Source organism: Rhizobium sp. BE258 (assembly GCF_031457345.1).
In the GTDB taxonomy this organism is placed as follows: domain Bacteria; phylum Pseudomonadota; class Alphaproteobacteria; order Rhizobiales; family Rhizobiaceae; genus Rhizobium.
In genome coordinates, this window is record NZ_JAVDWL010000009.1 from 1 (window position 1) to 15256 (window position 15256).

20 protein-coding genes are annotated in these 15256 nt (G+C 58.3%); all 20 read right to left on the minus strand.

Annotated features, from left to right (window positions below):
• Positions 1–466: 466 nt before the first annotated feature.
• The 20 genes from J2X43_RS26385 to J2X43_RS26480 all read right to left on the minus strand — a co-directional run bounded on the left by J2X43_RS26385 (position 467) and on the right by J2X43_RS26480 (position 15239).
• Positions 467–778: a hypothetical protein gene (locus J2X43_RS26385; protein ID WP_310299649.1), complete on the minus strand. Its 312-nt coding sequence runs from the start codon at positions 776–778 to the stop codon at positions 467–469.
• A gap of 26 nt (positions 779–804) precedes the next feature.
• Positions 805–1113 carry a hypothetical protein gene (locus J2X43_RS26390; RefSeq protein ID WP_310299651.1) on the minus strand — a complete coding sequence of 103 codons (309 nt, stop codon included), beginning with the start codon at positions 1111–1113 and terminating at the stop codon, positions 805–807.
• The gene (locus J2X43_RS26395) at positions 1113–1328 is read right to left on the minus strand and encodes an anaerobic dehydrogenase (RefSeq protein ID WP_310299654.1); all 216 of its coding nucleotides are present in this window, start codon (positions 1326–1328) and stop codon (positions 1113–1115) included. The genes J2X43_RS26390 and J2X43_RS26395 overlap by 1 nt, the downstream gene beginning before the upstream one ends.
• Before the next feature lie 7 nt (positions 1329–1335).
• Positions 1336–1722 (minus strand): hypothetical protein, encoded by a 387-nt coding sequence (locus tag J2X43_RS26400; protein WP_310299657.1) that lies wholly within the window; start codon positions 1720–1722, stop codon positions 1336–1338.
• Entirely contained in the window at positions 1719–2315 is a 597-nt protein-coding gene (locus J2X43_RS26405) for a lysozyme (RefSeq protein ID WP_310299660.1), read from the minus strand. The genes J2X43_RS26400 and J2X43_RS26405 overlap by 4 nt, the downstream gene beginning before the upstream one ends.
• Positions 2302–2502 (minus strand): hypothetical protein, encoded by a 201-nt coding sequence (locus tag J2X43_RS26410; RefSeq protein WP_310299663.1) that lies wholly within the window; start codon positions 2500–2502, stop codon positions 2302–2304. The genes J2X43_RS26405 and J2X43_RS26410 overlap by 14 nt, the downstream gene beginning before the upstream one ends.
• Positions 2503–2523: 21 nt before the next feature.
• Positions 2524–3015 (minus strand): hypothetical protein, encoded by a 492-nt coding sequence (locus J2X43_RS26415; RefSeq protein WP_310300309.1) that lies wholly within the window; start codon positions 3013–3015, stop codon positions 2524–2526.
• On the minus strand, positions 3012–3359 hold the full coding sequence (locus J2X43_RS26420; RefSeq protein ID WP_310299665.1) for a hypothetical protein: 348 nt from the start codon (positions 3357–3359) through the stop codon (positions 3012–3014). The genes J2X43_RS26415 and J2X43_RS26420 overlap by 4 nt, the downstream gene beginning before the upstream one ends.
• Positions 3356–4261, minus strand: a complete 906-nt coding sequence (locus tag J2X43_RS26425; protein WP_310299668.1) for a hypothetical protein — start codon at positions 4259–4261, stop codon at positions 3356–3358. Before J2X43_RS26425 ends, J2X43_RS26420 begins: the two co-directional genes overlap by 4 nt.
• 128 nt (positions 4262–4389) lie before the next feature.
• Positions 4390–8070, minus strand: coding sequence for a host specificity factor TipJ family phage tail protein (locus J2X43_RS26430; protein ID WP_310299671.1), 3681 nt, complete (start codon positions 8068–8070; stop codon positions 4390–4392).
• A 15-nt stretch (positions 8071–8085) separates the two neighbouring features.
• Positions 8086–8496 carry an NlpC/P60 family protein gene (locus J2X43_RS26435; protein WP_310299673.1) on the minus strand — a complete coding sequence of 137 codons (411 nt, stop codon included), beginning with the start codon at positions 8494–8496 and terminating at the stop codon, positions 8086–8088.
• The gene (locus J2X43_RS26440) at positions 8496–8999 is read right to left on the minus strand and encodes a DUF1833 family protein (protein ID WP_310299676.1); all 504 of its coding nucleotides are present in this window, start codon (positions 8997–8999) and stop codon (positions 8496–8498) included. The genes J2X43_RS26435 and J2X43_RS26440 overlap by 1 nt, the downstream gene beginning before the upstream one ends.
• Positions 9000–9012: 13 nt before the next feature.
• Positions 9013–9321: a hypothetical protein gene (locus tag J2X43_RS26445; protein WP_310299679.1), complete on the minus strand. Its 309-nt coding sequence runs from the start codon at positions 9319–9321 to the stop codon at positions 9013–9015.
• 38 nt (positions 9322–9359) lie between these two features.
• Positions 9360–12647, minus strand: a complete 3288-nt coding sequence (locus J2X43_RS26450) for a phage tail length tape measure family protein (protein ID WP_310299682.1) — start codon at positions 12645–12647, stop codon at positions 9360–9362.
• A gap of 315 nt (positions 12648–12962) precedes the next feature.
• On the minus strand, positions 12963–13172 hold the full coding sequence (locus J2X43_RS26455; protein WP_310299685.1) for a hypothetical protein: 210 nt from the start codon (positions 13170–13172) through the stop codon (positions 12963–12965).
• 5 nt (positions 13173–13177) lie between these two features.
• The gene (locus J2X43_RS26460) at positions 13178–13483 is read right to left on the minus strand and encodes a phage tail assembly chaperone (protein WP_310299688.1); all 306 of its coding nucleotides are present in this window, start codon (positions 13481–13483) and stop codon (positions 13178–13180) included.
• Positions 13399–13767, minus strand: a complete 369-nt coding sequence (locus tag J2X43_RS26465; protein ID WP_310299691.1) for a hypothetical protein — start codon at positions 13765–13767, stop codon at positions 13399–13401. Before J2X43_RS26465 ends, J2X43_RS26460 begins: the two co-directional genes overlap by 85 nt.
• A 2-nt stretch (positions 13768–13769) precedes the next feature.
• On the minus strand, positions 13770–14207 hold the full coding sequence (locus J2X43_RS26470; RefSeq protein WP_310299695.1) for a phage tail tube protein: 438 nt from the start codon (positions 14205–14207) through the stop codon (positions 13770–13772).
• Positions 14208–14265: 58 nt separating this feature from the next.
• Entirely contained in the window at positions 14266–14676 is a 411-nt protein-coding gene (locus tag J2X43_RS26475) for a DUF3168 domain-containing protein (protein WP_310299700.1), read from the minus strand.
• Positions 14677–14678: 2 nt separating this feature from the next.
• Positions 14679–15239 (minus strand): HK97 gp10 family phage protein, encoded by a 561-nt coding sequence (locus J2X43_RS26480; RefSeq protein WP_310299703.1) that lies wholly within the window; start codon positions 15237–15239, stop codon positions 14679–14681.
• Positions 15240–15256 lie beyond the last annotated feature (17 nt).

Consider the following 15256-nt stretch of genomic DNA (forward strand, 5'->3'; position numbering starts at 1 on the left):
GGCATTACGATATCTCGGCGGGCGTTCGTGTCACGGACGCTAATTTCTAAGGGGATAGATGAGATGCTCACCACCAATAGTTTTTCAACAGTATCCGCCAGAAGCGGCCATCAATTCCAGCTTAACGCTTCTAAAGCGGTATCACGGAAAGTGCGATGCCAATTTCGTTTTACGGAGGCTTGTTATGGTGGGCGGACTTGCCGAAGCCTTACCCTATCTTTTCGTTCTTGTCGGGTGCGGCCTCGTTTGGTTCGTTGTGTCGAGATACAAGTCGTTTCACGATGTTCCGCGCAAGCAACTGGCATTGCTCGGTCTAGGCTGGTTGGTTCTAGTTTACTTGTTTATTCTCGCTGTGTCCCAATGACCGGTTAGGGCCAGTACCCACCGCCCTGTATTGGGATGTGACCCAGGGAAACCAGGGCGCCTAGCGACGCCCTGCCCTGCAAACTCGTTCGAAGACCTGCCATTAGGCTGCCACCCACTGAACCTTGTCGCCAGCGTCGGCGAAGACGTCATAGTCGGTATTGGCCGGCACAAAGACGCGCGGGCCGGTCGTGGCGTTCGGGGTCGGACCAACGGCGAAGTATGAGTCCGCGGATGCCCGGAGACGGAACATAGGCTGGCCGTAAAGGTCATGCGCGCCGGGTGCGCCGTTGGTAGTGGTTACGCCGGTTGCCGGGGCTTCCGACCAGTTGACCTTGCCAAGGATGGCCTGCGATTTGTCGCGACGATAAGAGCCGGCATAGCCGCATACGATATGAGCGCCCGAAAGAGCCATGGTAGTCTCCTAGAAATTTGTGGTGGTTAGCGAGTAGTAGATCGAGCCGCAGGGCGCGGCTTTTGCGCCTCGTGCATTCCGTCGATGCGGGTGGCTAGGTGGCGGACGTCATCGCGAATGCCGGAGACGGCGCCAAGGATCTCGTCCTTGATCTCTTTCATGCCGGACTTAGTGGTGTAGGTCTCGGCGACGTGGAGCTTATGGGCGGCGAGCTCGCGCTCGACGTCTTCGGCTCTGCTGTCGGCCTTGTCGATCTTGCCTTCGACCTTCCACCAGATGCCGAGCACAAAGCCCAGGAGCGCGACAATCGGGCTGACGTATGCAAACCACTCCATCAGCGCTTCCCTTCCAGACCGGCATCCCGATCGGCGTAGTAGTCCCGCAGCGCGAGATGCTTGCGGGCACAGGACAAAAGCCTCTCGCGATCCGTGATCCAGAGCTTTTCCAGCTGCGCCTGCGTGAGCGGCTTGTCGCCGAGATCGACAGGGCCTTTGCAGCGTTCCAGCAGGACGCTGTCAGGCTTGGTCAGATGCAACGGCGGAGGCGGCACGACGAGTTTATCGGATCTTGTTAATACGCTGCACGCTGGGAGCACCAAGAGCAGGCTTACCAGCATCAGGATCTTGGTCAGCTTCACGCTCTAGTTCCTTGATCTTTTGTTCGAGGGAATCGGTCTCAGCCTGCATCTCGGCGATGCGGGTGGCCTCGCGAGCCTTGGCGGCTGCTTGGACGCCGGCCTGACGTTCGACTTCGGCATTGCGCGCGTCAGCTGCGGCTTGCTTAAGCGTGGCGATCTGGCCCTGATAGTAGGTCTCGGCGCGGGCGTAGCCGCGGTGGTCGATGTAGGCCACGGCCCCGGCGAGAGCGGCAGCGATGGCCAGAGCCGCGACGACGCCTACCAGCCACTTATCCACGCCAAGCAGTTTTGCGAGAGCCCCGATCATGGCTTGAGACCCGAAACGCAGAGCTCCGCCTCGCCGATGCGCTGGGCGTCGCCCATCTCGCGGCGCTTCACAAGGCCTTTGACAACCTGGCCTCCCGCCTTGTTCCATGCCGTCTGGGCTTCACAGGCTTCCTTGTATCGGCCCTGCGAAGCAAGCCTAGCCGCCGTAGAGTTGACCATCCCATCGGCCCCGAAGTTGTAAGCGCCGGAAACCTGTGTCGCCTGAACGGACACCGGAAAGGACGTGAAACCCCTTATCCGCTTCGTCAATGGTAGGTAGTAGTCGGCATAGACGCGCTTCTCCAGGATGGCGTCACATTCTGCCTTCGTGAAGGACATGCCCGCAGTCACCGGCTTGCCGTTGATCCGGGTTTCGCCGTAGCAGATGTCGTAAATCTTGGCGTAGGGATCCCAGTGCGATTTGAGCACAAGACCTTCCCACGGCTTGATGAGGCTTTCAGTGGCCAGAATAACGGCCGCCGGCGTGGCTGGCTCGGTGAAGAACGTTCCGCCGCCCGCCAGAGTTGCGGCCAGAAGCGCGCCGGCTATGGCTGCCTTGCCGCGCTTCGACGGCACGATTTTATTTATCGGCATTGAGGTTTCCTTGGTCGATGATGCGCGCAAGCGGCGATGCCAGCAGCAGCGCGAACGACAGCCAGTGCGGAACGTAGCCATCAAGGTACGGCACGATGTAAGGCACCAGTTCCAGCACGCCTGCCAGATAGACGCACCACATCGAGAGCGAGCGCGTGAGCACTCGCCGCGGATTGCGGATAAACATGGGTGGATCCAATTGGCGGAATTACCGGCGCTTCAAGCCGAGATTGAACTGGTAGTGGCAGTTGACGCCATCGTAGGCGACGTTCAGCCAGCCGAGCCAAAGCTTTAGATACCAGTCGCCGAACAGCGGCTGCTCACGCTTCCACATAAAGAAGCGGTGATGATTGTTTGCCATCAGCCAGTAGCGCGGATTGTCGGTATCGGCCGGGGCTTTGAGATAGACGAGCCCTTCAGCGGACATGCCGAGAAGGCGGGACTGCCAGCCGTGGGCCGGGTTTCGGCAGATCCAGCATGTTCGCTGCCACCAGAGACGCCAGCCGGTTACGCCGACCTTGTATCCTTGCCTCTGACCGCCATCGAGCGTGTTGTCGAGTGTCGAAAACCACTGCAGGACGCCAGGCAGCACCGGTTTGCGCAGCGCCATGGAGAGAGCGGCGAGAAGTGGCGACAGCGCGAACGCGAGCAAGACCAGCCCGAGATTGACCGGGCAGTAGAGGAAGTAGCGGAGGATCATGGCCAAGCGATCTCCGGCAACTCTAGCAAGAAGGCTTCGACGGAAGGCTGCGGACGAACGCCACCCTGAACCTTGGCAAGCTCTGAATAGGCGTACTGCCAGACGTTGTCGCGCCAAGCGACGAACGCCTGCGCCTGAGCGGCCCACGCTTCGTTCGTCGAGGCCACGTAGGACGCCATTGTCACACCGTCATTGAACTGCTTGTCGCGGGCGGTACCATCAACCAGAGCTTGGATGGCGTTCTGGTAGTCCTCGATTTTTGGAGGTCGTGCCGCGTCGATGGCATGTTGAGCGACGTCCTCGGCGGACAGATCGACGACTTCGCCGTTAACTAGTTTCTTCATCCTGGGAGACCTTCCAATATGAGTTCGCCGCCACTGAACGTGCCCGCAGCGAGCAGAAGCCGGAATGCATTGTGCGCCGATCCACTGTTGCGCTCCCCGCCGATGACTGTCTCGGTAACAAGGCCAGCATTGTCGCCGCCGTAGCAGTGGACGTGAGCCGCTGTCCTCGTAGCTTGGTTGAAGCCCGTCAGGAGAGCTTCGATAGACATTCGAGTCACGCCGGCAGATGCTGAAACCTGCATCGACGCTGAAGTGGCCGTGCCTGCCGAGAGGCTCGCTGCTGTGGCCGTGATGACCTGCTGCGTGTAGTCGCTGGCGCCGCTGTCATAGGACGAGCCGTTGTTGGCGCTTACTCGCAACTGAATGCCGCCGGTAGCGCCAGAACCGGTCACCCAGCCCGTCAAGCGAAGCTCCCGGAAGCTGCCGAGATTGGTGAAATCGATGAGTGAGGGCGAACCGCTGATCGTGGTCTTCGAAATTTGTTGCCACGCGCTCGACGCCCGCACGTGCCGCAACACCCTCCAATTCCCCGAACCAAGGGAAACGAGATCAAGACTGTCGCCCGCCAGGATAAGGAGATCCGCTCCAGTTGGAGTAATCAGCGAAGTCGCGTTGTAGGTCACCGTCAGCGCGGCGGCGAAATAAACCGTCTTTGTGGTACCGGCCCTGATCGTGCCGAAGGAGGCGATCGTGGCCGTGCCAGTGGCGCGGATGTTCCGCGACTTCGCCGCGCCGATATCGGTAGTCGCCGCGGAAGCCACATCAACGAGCGGCTGTGGCGCAAGCTCGATGCGGTCGTTCGCGGTGTCAACGACAGCCACAAGAATGTCTTGCGACCCATCAAAGAACCAGAGGCGGGTTTCCCCCGCGACCGACGTGTCTTCCCAGATCGTGCCTGCCACGGCGTAAGTCGGCCGGGCCGAGCCTGAGTGGCCAGACATCAGCGCGTCAAACGAGTCGTCAATGCGTTGCGCAAAGTCAGTCGGAGAGGCCGGCCCGACTAGCGGCACCGACCAAGTTATTGCTTGCGTCATTGAATCGTCCCGTATCCTTTCGCCACGTAATCAAAAGACCGCGCGACTGCGGTCCCTGCGGCATTTCTGAAGATGATGGTGAAGCCGTTGGCACCCTTGCCGGTGATCTGATAGTAATCACCGGTCTGGAGTCCCTGGGCTGAGATGGAAACTCCGCTAAGCGCGAAGTAAGGAGGCGTGAAGCTAACAGTTCTGCCGTCCGTGCTGACGGTGAGGTCGTTTTCGGCGAGCACCCGGTCAGGCATGTCGACGGTGACTGCCAACCCTGTGACGACCGGCGTAACATCGAACTGAAGCGATTGCAGTTTCGCCCTGAATCTATAACCGCGTGCCGAGATGTCCGCCGTTACCAGTTCGCTCCAGTCGCTCCAGACAGGCGTGCCCGCCGGGTTGTCGTTTGTGGTAGAGATTTCGACAGTTACGTCCCACAGAGATCCTGACGCCTCGCCAAAAAAGTCAGGCGGACCAAACCAGTCCGGGCGTGAGAACACTTCTTCGCTGGTCAACTCTCCGTACGCCAGCACTTCAGCTGATACGCGAGAAGTAAAGACCTGCCCGAGATCGATGATGTTCGCGAACTCGTACATGCCCTGCGATGGGAAGCCGCCACCTGACAAAAAGAAATCCGGTGGAGCAAGGAAGTCGCTCAGATCGAAAACGTCGCCGCCGCTTTTCAACCGAAGCTGCCCGCCGACAGCGTACACATCTGTCTTAGTTCCAGTGAACGAAGGCGCATCCTGCATCGCCTCGACATCATTGAATGAGGTCAGAGGATCGACGGTTGTGGATATTACGGCAGGATTAGCCGAGACGCGACCAGAGTATGTCACAGCCTTGATCAGGTATGTTCCGACCATGGCAGACACCTGGACGCTGGTTCCGACAGCGTTATCCCTGAGTTGCGAGGCGGTCTGCCACGTCACGCCGCTCGTAAGTGGAGAGAACCGTATCTGATAGTAACCGACGGCCTGATTTTGAGGGTCGTCCCATTGCAGGGTTGCCGTGTCCCCTGCGACAGATATCCGGAACCCCTTGACGTCGTCCGGGTCGTTGGCGAAAATCGCAGCGACCATCGTTTCCGATACCCAGTCGGATAGCTGGCCGTTGGCGAACACTGCACGCACACGAACATCATAAACACCGACATCTAAGCCATTTAGTTCGAATGAGGTACCAGCCGCAGTAGCCGACGGGTTCCAGTTATCACTGCCCTTCAACGCATACTGGACGATGTAAGAGGAGACTGATCCAACCGATGGAGCAAGCCAGTTGAGCTTGAGCGTCGATTGGCCGGACGCCTTGGTCCAGATGGTTTCGATGTACGTCAGCTGCTGCGGTGCATAAGCCCGATAGTCCACCAACGGAGCAATACCAGTCTCGAATGGCGGGATATCTCCCTTGTCGGCAAGCAGGATGCCAGGCGCGTCATCGACGAGTTCGATTTTCGCCGATAGGTCGTTTTGAGCCGTGATGCCCTTCACACGAAGAATTACACTATCGAGGCCATTCTCACCGAACAGGGCAAGGTCGCCCCGCATAGGCAAAACGCCGGATCCCACTAGTGTGAAAGTCTTGAAGTCGCCGGCAATGCCAGCGACCTGTCGAACCACGCTTGACCCATCCTCAAGGCGGAAACGCATCGAATAAGTCTTCCCAGCTTCCATAGGGAAGGTGTCGTCAATGACGACGGTATCTGGAGAAGAACTGACGAATGAAACCCGCCCTGCCCCAAGACCCCAGAGAACCGTGTCATGGTTGACGCGGACGCGATCGCCACGCGTGCACACAAGGTTTTCGAAGTCAGTCGATAGCGTGTAGGTTTCACGCTGCAGGCGAAGCTGCGCCAGATGATACCGGCCGTGCTTCCAGATCAGATCCTTGTCGACAACACCCGGAAAATCCATACCTTCGAACTTGGTAGCGTTCGCCTCGGTGTAGCCATCGTCATAGACGACACGCTCGTCATTCAGGTAGCCGTTGTCCTTGTTGATGAACGCGACACGGAACCCGTGAGGCAGGTCAGCATACGCACGCACCGACGAGAAAGACCACGAGTTGCGCGGAGTGAAATGCTGGACGATCGGACTGTCTTCGACATCCCAGACCACTCCCCACTTGCCATCCCGCAGCGAAACAGCCGCCCTGCCCGCCGCTGCGATCTGCTGAAGCTGATCATAGACCGACAGCTGCGAGGTTGCGACATAGTCGAAGACAAAGCCTTTGCTTTGGCAGAAGTCATGCCACTCCTGCAGACCATCAAGATCGATCAGTGCATCGGCAACTGGGCGAGCGTTCGCACTACCCTGCAGGACATGCCTGAAGTGATCGGCGGGATTGCTGCTGAATTGTGCGTTAACCCATGCCGTGCCGTTCCATGCGCGGATGCGCGGCTTGGCAAGCAGGTTTAGCTTGTCGACGACGCCTGACAGTTCGTTTGTCGCCTTGATCCGCATTGCAATGACGGAAAGAGGTTTCGAGAAGTTGATCGCCGCTACTTTTCGTCGACCTCGCAAGGTCGAGAAGTAAACGGCCTCCGACACCTGATCGCTCGTAGAATTGTCGGAGCTAGATTTACGAACGCGAACGTCATACTTTCCAGAAGGAACCCGCCACAACACCGACCTACGGAGCGCCTGAGCGGAATTAGCCGTGACAGTGACTACTTCAGCAGGTGCCCATGCCCCCGAACCTGCGATGGCGTATTGCATCTCGACGCTGACGGTGTAGTTGACTTTCTTTCCGTTGGAACTTTGAAACTTGTAAACACCGTTCGGGAAAGAGATGTCGACCGAGATTTCTTGGATATTGTCCGCAGTGGTGCGAGTGGTCCAGCTGTCGGCGAATTCCATAAGGACGGAGACGTCCTCTTCGTAGACCGGCTGAGTGTAGAGCGTTGGCGGAGTGGCGATGTGGTTCTCGATGACCTCCATCGTCACGCCATCGAACTTGCTGATCGGTGTTTCGCCAATCTTGATGTCTGACATCGAGATTGGACCGTAGCCAACGCAGAATAGCAGCCGAAGATACTGGTCGTCGCCAACGATCTCAGTGTATGGGTTAGCAGCGTAGGGCGGCGAGATGCGATGCGTACCAAAGGTCGCTGGAATAGAACCGTACTGGGTCGCCTCGTTTTGTGCGCCACCGATGGAATACAGCGTCTTGGTGTTGTCCACCTGGCTTACGGGCTTCGCAGGCGGAAACAGCGCATTCACGATCATCGATCCGGCCATGGTGAGACCGGCACCGATTAGACCGGTTGCCACGCTGAACGCCGTTGTGCCGGCCTGAAATCCGAGAAATGCCGGGCCCGCCAGGTATGGAGCGACAACGGCCGCCACGAGCGCGATGATGGCACCGAAGATCTTGCCGATCGCCTTGCCGCGCGGGACAGCGACGATATTGACGTTGACGCCTGACTTAACCCTGATGCGTGACCAATTGGCCCGCGGTATGGCGTGACCGTTGAGCGAGACGTGAAGAGCCGAAATCTCAGGATGCAAGCCAGCCCTAAAGGCGCAATCCTCGACCATTTCCGCAACGGTGAGGCCCGCGGCTAGCCGAAAGTGCTTCTTCTCCTGGCGAAGAGGCGATGGACGAACATGGACATCCACCAAATCGGCAGGCGCAATGATCTCGCCGACATGGCTATGCGCCACGACGTTGCGTGCAACTTGCATATTGGGGCCGCCTGTTTATGCCGACGGCAAACCGTCGGTCTTCAACCTGAAATATCCGGTGATGCGTGAACGCAGCCGCATGTCGTCGAGACGTGCAACAACGGAAGGCTCCGGTCCCTCGCTGTGGAGGATCTTGCCGGCACCCAGAAAGATGCCGACATGGGAGTTATACCGACCAGCTCGTAGCAGAACGCAGTCGCCTGGTGATGGCGCATCAGCTTGAAGCCAGCGCTTCTCTTTTTCGGCATCTATGAGTGGCCCAATGTCACGCCGATGAAACTCTCGCTCGTGCATTTCGACGGAGTAAGATGGAATCGGAGTGCCGAGAAGATCTCGATAATAGAGATAAACCAGCCCCCAACAGTCCGCGCCGTCGTAGTCCCGCCCGTGAGCGACGTATGGTATCCCGACGAATTTTGAGAGCACTAGAACAGCCCTGGAAATGCGCCCGGCGTGAATAGCCCGGCTGGATATGGCTCATTGATCAGCGAGTCTGATACCAGAGTTGCCGATATGGACCCTTCATCGATCGTGACATCGCTCAACTGAAGCGAGGGCATCACGAGCTCGACGTGGTTCAAATCGGAACCAAGCACGACCTCGACCAGAACATCGGCCGGCGTTGAGATTGACCGCAGCAACTCGACCAGCGACCGATCGGTATTGTCCATGGTGAGGACCACACGTGGCGGGCTATCGCTTTTATCGTCGGGAAGTGTGAACTCAAAAGGCAGGTAGAGATGCTGGTTCCCGCGGCTGGTCGTCCCATAAATCAAAGGGTCGGCCGACAAGCGTTCGGTCGCGTCGCTCGATAGATATATCGGCCCTGGAATTTCAACGTGTGTCACCGTGAGGAGACAGATGATTACCTCATCTGTCTCCTGTGCGTTTGCCGCGGATATGAAGGTCGATGAAACGGTGCGGCTCACATTGGCCTCCTGATCACGGTAAAACCTCAAGTGTTATCGATACTTGCCAGAGGTTGGCATCAAGCGATGCCTTGGGCACCTCCTTGAACCGAACCAGAAGGTTTGGGCCGCCGAGCCGATCTGGGAACCAGAATGCTTTCGCGCCATCGCTGACATCGATCGACAGAAAGCGCAGGAAAGCGCGGTACTGATCATAGGTCATGACCATCGTGCCGCTCTGGTCCCAGACATTCGACGTCGTGCGCCGTCGAGCCTTTGCTGGCCCGATGGACACTTCGGAGTAAATGACGTTGTCTGGTCGTGTTTCCTGATAGGAACCCACCGTGAAACGCCTTGGCAGCGCGTCGGGCCAAATAGCTGTCATCGTTTTGCCAATCCACTCTTGAGCCCAAACTGCGATTGGACGGCGCCGCGCGAACGCGAGCCTGGCATGGACATTTTGTCGGCGACCACGTCGTCGATCACCATCTCGATGGACTGCCCGGAAGCAGTCTTTCGCTTGGTCTGTTTGACCTGCGATCCATTGTTATTGATGATCTTGATCTCGACGTCTCCCCGGCCATAGCCGCCAGATGGCGCCAGTGCAGGCGCGACGATGCCGCCTTTGGCAAGGTGCGCGACTGAGCCAGAGTTGATTGCTTCGAGCAACTTGCGATGCTTGCGAGTTGATGCTGCGTTGATGACAAACTCACCATTCGACAGCATCGCAGGGATGCTGTCACTGGTCGGGCCGCCCTCACCTGAGACGTGACCGCCGTCGGCGAATAGGCCGATGCCGCCAGAGCTCCAAGCCCCGGCGAACTGCGCCGAACTGCCAAGAACGGACGTTCCGTAAGCATTCAATCCGCCACCGAATAGCCTGCTGAACCAGCCTCCAATGCCGCCGCCATCAGGAGCGGATGGAAAGCCGCTGGAAAGCTTCTGTCCGAAATTGTTCAGGCCGTTACCAAGCGAACCGAGCCCCTGCGTCGCCGTCCCGGCTGTTTTTGCAACACTTCCAAGACTGCTGGCCGCTTCCGTTGCACGTCGCGCCTGGACGTCCATAGCATCAACCCAGCTCTTCCCAACCCCATCACGCAGGTTGCCGGAAAGCATCTCAAGCTGTTGCTGGCCGCCTACAAAACGGCTCGCGCCGGTAGCAAAGCCAACGTGACCGCCGGCCTGCGTCGATCCTAGCCCCCTGCTTTGAACAAGAACGTCGCCCTTGATGATCTGGCTCGGGTCAATCTTCGTGCCCCAGTCGAGGAAGCTGTTAGCAACGTTCGAACCGCTTCCTCCAATACCGACTTGAGCCAGCGAGGAGTTAACGAATGCGGCGCACCACTTCGTCTGAGCTGCGTTCAGATCAACGCCACCCTGTTTGAGGAAGGCGTTGATTGAGCCGGTATTCGCGTTCTCATTCTGGCCGAGTAGTTTCGTGGCTAGATCGACTGCTCCGCCTGCGGTAGAAACAACGGCCTTGCTAGCCGCCGTTCCGGATGCTGCGCCACCACCGTTGAACATGCTTCCAATGATGCCACCAAGACCACCGCCATTGCTGGCCGCGCTTTGCCCGGTTCCGCTGCCTAGAAACGCGTTGATGATCTGGTCGAATAGCTTATCCCAAATCTTCGAAACCTGGTTCAGAATCGCGTTTTCAATACTGTCGGCGAAAGCTTTACCGATATCGCCGCCATTGTTGAGCAAGGCGGATTTGAAGTCAGACGCAAAATCTTTCAGGTCGCCGCGCAACTCGTCGGTGCGCAAAGACCGCCGGATCGAACCCGCCTCAGTGCTGTTCAGATCCTCGGGCAGGCCATACTGACGCTGCGTCGTGATGACCTGCTGATCTTCCTTCGAGAGCGAGTTGAACCGCTGCTGAAATAGCAGATCCTGTGAAAGCTTGGCCTTAGCGAGGGTTTCGGAATACTGCTTGTATAGCTCGACTTTCTTTTGGATCTCAGCCCGTTGCGTCTCGGATAGAGACCGGCCTTTGTCTTCCGACTGCTGAAGCAGATCCAGCGCAAACCTGGCAGCGTCCGCCTCGACCCCGAAATTGCCGAGCAGCTGAATTTCTTGCTGGACCTGCGCAATGCGGTCATCGGCGGACTTCTTTAGATCACGGTAGGCATTCGCAGCTTTGGTTGCCGCGGTCTCTGCCTTCTTGTCGGCTTTCTCGGCGCCGGGCAGCCCTTCAAGCTCAATATTAGGTCGAGCGGAAGGCGTAGGGACATCAGCGGTACGGCCGTCGCCATTAGTAACTGTCGGGTTTTGGTCCGCAATGCGCTTCTTGGCAGCGGCTAGAGCATCATCAGCGGCACGGACATCCGCTTCGGTTCGTGCAGCTCGCAGCGCTTCGTCGTAAGCCTTTTGTGCCTGCGTGATGTCAGCGAGAGGCGTCGGCGAAATGTCTGCGAGCTTGTCGACAGCTTTGACGAAAAGATCAATGTTCTTAGCTGTAGCCGCCGCCGCAAGTCCTATGCCCTCTACCGTCTTGGTTAGCGGGTCGAGCTTTGCCTGTGCATCAAGGCCAGCTTTCGCTGCCTCGCGAATCTCCTTGATGAGTTCCTTGATGTTCTCAGGCGTGCCGGACTGATTTTCGATCTCAATCAGCTGCTCAATGAAGGCGCGAAGATTGGGATTTCCGGACTTGATACCGGTATCCAGCTGGCCGATGGCCGCCTGAACCTGCCGGATGGTCTCAGTAGCACCACCGAAATCGCTGGCCGGGATGCTGAGCAGTGGAGACTTGGCATCCTTTGAAGCATCCACTACCGCTGACTTGTACAGCGCGATGGAGTCCTTCGTATCCTGCATCAGGATACGCTTGCTTTCTGCCGCGTAGTCCTTCAGGCCTTCCGCCGCTTCCGGCCAAGCTTCCTTGATCCGGCGGATCAGATCGGAGTGGTTCTTGAGCGCATCTGCGGCCTTGTCGGCCTCGTCGCCAGTCGATGTGAAATACTGGAATGCAGCCACGCCAGCCGCGATAGCACCGATGGTCACCAGCGAAACAGGGCTGATGATCGACATAAACGCGGCGCCAATCCCCCGGATCGGGTTTTCCATCTGCGCAAGCACAGATGATAGCTGCGTGCCCTGCTGAAGTGCAACCTGCAGCGGATTGCCGTAAGATGCGGAAACGGCGATATCCTGGAACTGAGCCGCAATGTTGGCGGTCTCAAAGCCCCGAGCGCCCGCAGGCGTCTGCTTCACTGTCGGCGCCGCAGCCAATGCTGCGTTCCTGCCTTTGATGGCAGCCGTCGACGCCAGAGCGGCCTGCCGCTCCTTGCTGATCGCGGTTGCCATTTCATTGGCAGAGATTGCACCCAGCGCGTGGGCGCGCTTGATGTCAGCGACGGCGGTCTTGTAATTATTGATAGTTGCGAACAGCGGGCTATAGCGAGCGCGTAGGCGCTCAAGCTCCTTGCCCTGATCTGCGAGCGCGCCGGTCCATTCCTTCGACGCCTTGGCGCCTAGACCGACCATGCCGTTGATACGGGACTGCAGTCCGGAGATCGAGCTGTCGATCTTGGTGCCTGCCTGCTCGTACTTCTTGGCAATCTGGTTGGTCGCGGTGCCGATTTCACCCACGAATTTCGCCATGCCGCGGCTGGCGGCGGTCATGTCAGAGCTGACGGTAAAGACCAGATTATTGTCGTTGTCAGCCATGGGCAATTCGCCTTAAAATAGAAAAGCCCGCGTGGTGGCGGGCTGAGGAGGATGAATGCCGAAAGTGATTGTCCAGACGTGGTCCGGAGAAGGAATACTGACGGTTGGCGAAACCGATTATCCGGTCGCCTACCAACTTCGCTAATGAGGGGAATTCGAACACAAAAAACACGGCGGGGCACATCACCGGACTACCGGCCGCCTTGCTAGTCGATCTTCCGCAAGACGATCGACTGCCCCTCCGGCTCGATAATGGCGTCACGGTTGGTGTCGCAATATTTGGAGGTGACCCGTGTCGGGTGCGCGTCAATAGCTCTATGCCAGGTCTGGATTAGCCACGGCCACGACTACTCCGTTAGCGTCTTTGAGAAACCACCGGCCAGGGCGGGAACGCAGGAGTAAGCGACCATCGCTCAGTTTCAGCGGCTCGGTCGGAATTTCTTCGGCCTCGGGGCATCCGTGGATCTCGGCGAGGCGGCGAAACTCCGCCCGACCGACCACTGGTGCAACATCAAGTTCATCCATCAGTATCACCCATACTTCGCCATCAACTCGGCCATCTCATCAGCGGACGGTGCCTTCTCGGGGTGTTCCGGCTCTTGCGCTTCATTGTGGCCGTTGATGGCCTCAAAGAATTCAGTGAGCGTGGCGGCCCAGAATTCCGCTGGCCGCCACCCAAGGCCACCAAGGCCGATACGCATCCATTGTCGCCAAGGAAACGGCTCGTCCCCTTGGCTTTCTCTTTGCTTGGCTACGCCGCCTTGTCGGCGGCTTCCACGTTTCCCTCGTCGTCCTCGAAGTGGTGAGCGAGGATCGCGCTGAACGCGGCCGCACAAGCCGGGAAATGCTTCAGTTTGATCTTGGTGATAGCCGCGAGCGCGTTGCCCTTCACCGTCAGAAGCTCGATGCCCGCTAGCGTGGCGGCGGCTTCAACGCCCGAGAGGCGTAGGAACAGATCGTTGAGCGATTTGCACTGCAGTCGGCTGGAAACGGCAGAAAGTCGGCCGATCTCCGCGGCGAGAACGAGCTCGACGTCATCGATGACGAGGCGCACTTCCCCGCGCGCCTCGTTTACCTGATGCTTAAATTCTACCACCGTGGCATTCTCCTCACTGGCCATGATTATGCCTCCGCCGTGAACGTGAGGACATCAGCGGCCGTGAAGGTCGCGCTGAACTCCATGTTCGGCTCGACGTCACCAGATGCCGAGAAGTCGGTAACGAACCAAGAGCCGCTGAACGTGCCGAGGCCAGGAACGATCACCTTCGCATTGAAGGCGGTCGCATTAATCACCTTCGACATGAAGGCGGACATATTTGCACCCGCGACGTAGGCGCCGGAGCCCGTAAAAGTGCGGTTGGCGATACCAGGGCGGCTTGTCTTCTGAACCACGTCACCCGGATTGGCGCAGCTTGGGATCGTTGTATCGACTTCACCCGCCGACAGGTTGAAGCTGCGGGTTTTGAGGCCGCAGAGGTTGGTGAACACCTCCGTCGGGGAGCCTCCGTCACCGATTTGAATAAGCAGGGTTCTGCCGAGAACCTGACCGACTGATGCCATAGTAGTCTCCTAGTGTGGTGATTAGCGCGGTTGCGCGTTTGGTAGCTTGCCGCCCGCGCTACGCAGTCGGCTTCTCGACGTAGGCAACGAATTCGATGACTGCGTGCGAAGTGAGTCCGTCGGCGTCGCGAAAAACGCGCGTCTGACGGTGGCTGATCGAAATCAAATGGTTGGTAGCGAGCGTGATCGGAGCCTGATGAAGGCTATCTGTGACCGCGTCCGCGATGCTCTTTGCCTCCGGGTAGCCAACCGCCTGCGACCACGCATGCATGGTTAGATACACCCGCCCACCTTTGATGCAGGTCGCGTCATCCCGAAGGAATTGGGTCTCGCCTATAGTGAAATAAGGATACGTCACCGGCGAAGGAGGCTGGTCGTAAACACGACCGCTAATGAGCGCTGAAACAGTCGCGTCCGCCTTCAGGCGCGCAACAACAACGCCTTGTAGCTCAAGGTCTGGACTGGCCATGATTATTTCCGATTGAATTCGCGGAAGGCTTTCGCGATAGCCGCGCGCTTTATCTTGGCCGCCGTGGCTTTGAAACTTCTCCATGTGGGGAAGATGTGCGGCTGCGCCAGAGTGCCTGGATGCATGTCGCCTATGCCCTGCACGAGGTTTGATCGCCCCTTCACAGTGCCACCGCCCTTGGCCGTGTTGTGGGGCGCCGTGCCAAATTCCAAAAAACGCCAGGTCCAAAGCGCAAACAGGCCCGCCGCGTCTTTGTCTTTCGTCGGATTGTCGCTGGAATCCATGGCGCCGGGGTTGTTTTTGAGGAAGTCGCCACGCAGTGCTTCCGCATATTCCAGCGTCGCACCTCGTGGCGCGACTTCGCGGATCTTGTCGGCCACCTCTTCGGTGATCTTCAAATTGGCTTCCGCAGCATAGGTCAACGCGTTCGGAACAATGGCTTTCAGGTTTCGCGTCAGTTCGGCGCGGCCGGAAACCTTTACCGTGAACGCCATACCCTGCCCCACCACTTCACAAAGGACGCTCGCCATCTCGTCAGCGGCAGTGCGTACCAGATCAGCCAACCGGTAAATACAGCCAT

Bases quoted from the DNA above. Each gene is read 5' to 3' on its own strand.
- J2X43_RS26405 (WP_310299660.1), bottom strand. From the start codon at position 2,315: ATGCCGATAAATAAAATCGTGCCGTCGAAGCGCGGCAAGGCAGCCATA.
- J2X43_RS26450 (WP_310299682.1), bottom strand. From the start codon at position 12,647: ATGGCTGACAACGACAATAATCTGGTCTTTACCGTCAGCTCTGACATG.
- J2X43_RS26385 (WP_310299649.1), bottom strand. From the start codon at position 778: ATGGCTCTTTCGGGCGCTCATATCGTATGCGGCTATGCCGGCTCTTAT.
- J2X43_RS26465 (WP_310299691.1), bottom strand. From the start codon at position 13,767: ATGGCCAGTGAGGAGAATGCCACGGTGGTAGAATTTAAGCATCAGGTA.
- J2X43_RS26390 (WP_310299651.1), bottom strand. From the start codon at position 1,113: ATGGAGTGGTTTGCATACGTCAGCCCGATTGTCGCGCTCCTGGGCTTT.
- J2X43_RS26420 (WP_310299665.1), bottom strand. From the start codon at position 3,359: ATGAAGAAACTAGTTAACGGCGAAGTCGTCGATCTGTCCGCCGAGGAC.
- J2X43_RS26430 (WP_310299671.1), bottom strand. From the start codon at position 8,070: ATGCAAGTTGCACGCAACGTCGTGGCGCATAGCCATGTCGGCGAGATC.
- J2X43_RS26475 (WP_310299700.1), bottom strand. From the start codon at position 14,676: ATGGCCAGTCCAGACCTTGAGCTACAAGGCGTTGTTGTTGCGCGCCTG.
- J2X43_RS26415 (WP_310300309.1), bottom strand. From the start codon at position 3,015: ATGATCCTCCGCTACTTCCTCTACTGCCCGGTCAATCTCGGGCTGGTC.
- J2X43_RS26455 (WP_310299685.1), bottom strand. From the start codon at position 13,172: ATGGATGAACTTGATGTTGCACCAGTGGTCGGTCGGGCGGAGTTTCGC.
- J2X43_RS26410 (WP_310299663.1), bottom strand. From the start codon at position 2,502: ATGTTTATCCGCAATCCGCGGCGAGTGCTCACGCGCTCGCTCTCGATG.
- J2X43_RS26400 (WP_310299657.1), bottom strand. From the start codon at position 1,722: ATGATCGGGGCTCTCGCAAAACTGCTTGGCGTGGATAAGTGGCTGGTA.
- J2X43_RS26470 (WP_310299695.1), bottom strand. From the start codon at position 14,207: ATGGCATCAGTCGGTCAGGTTCTCGGCAGAACCCTGCTTATTCAAATC.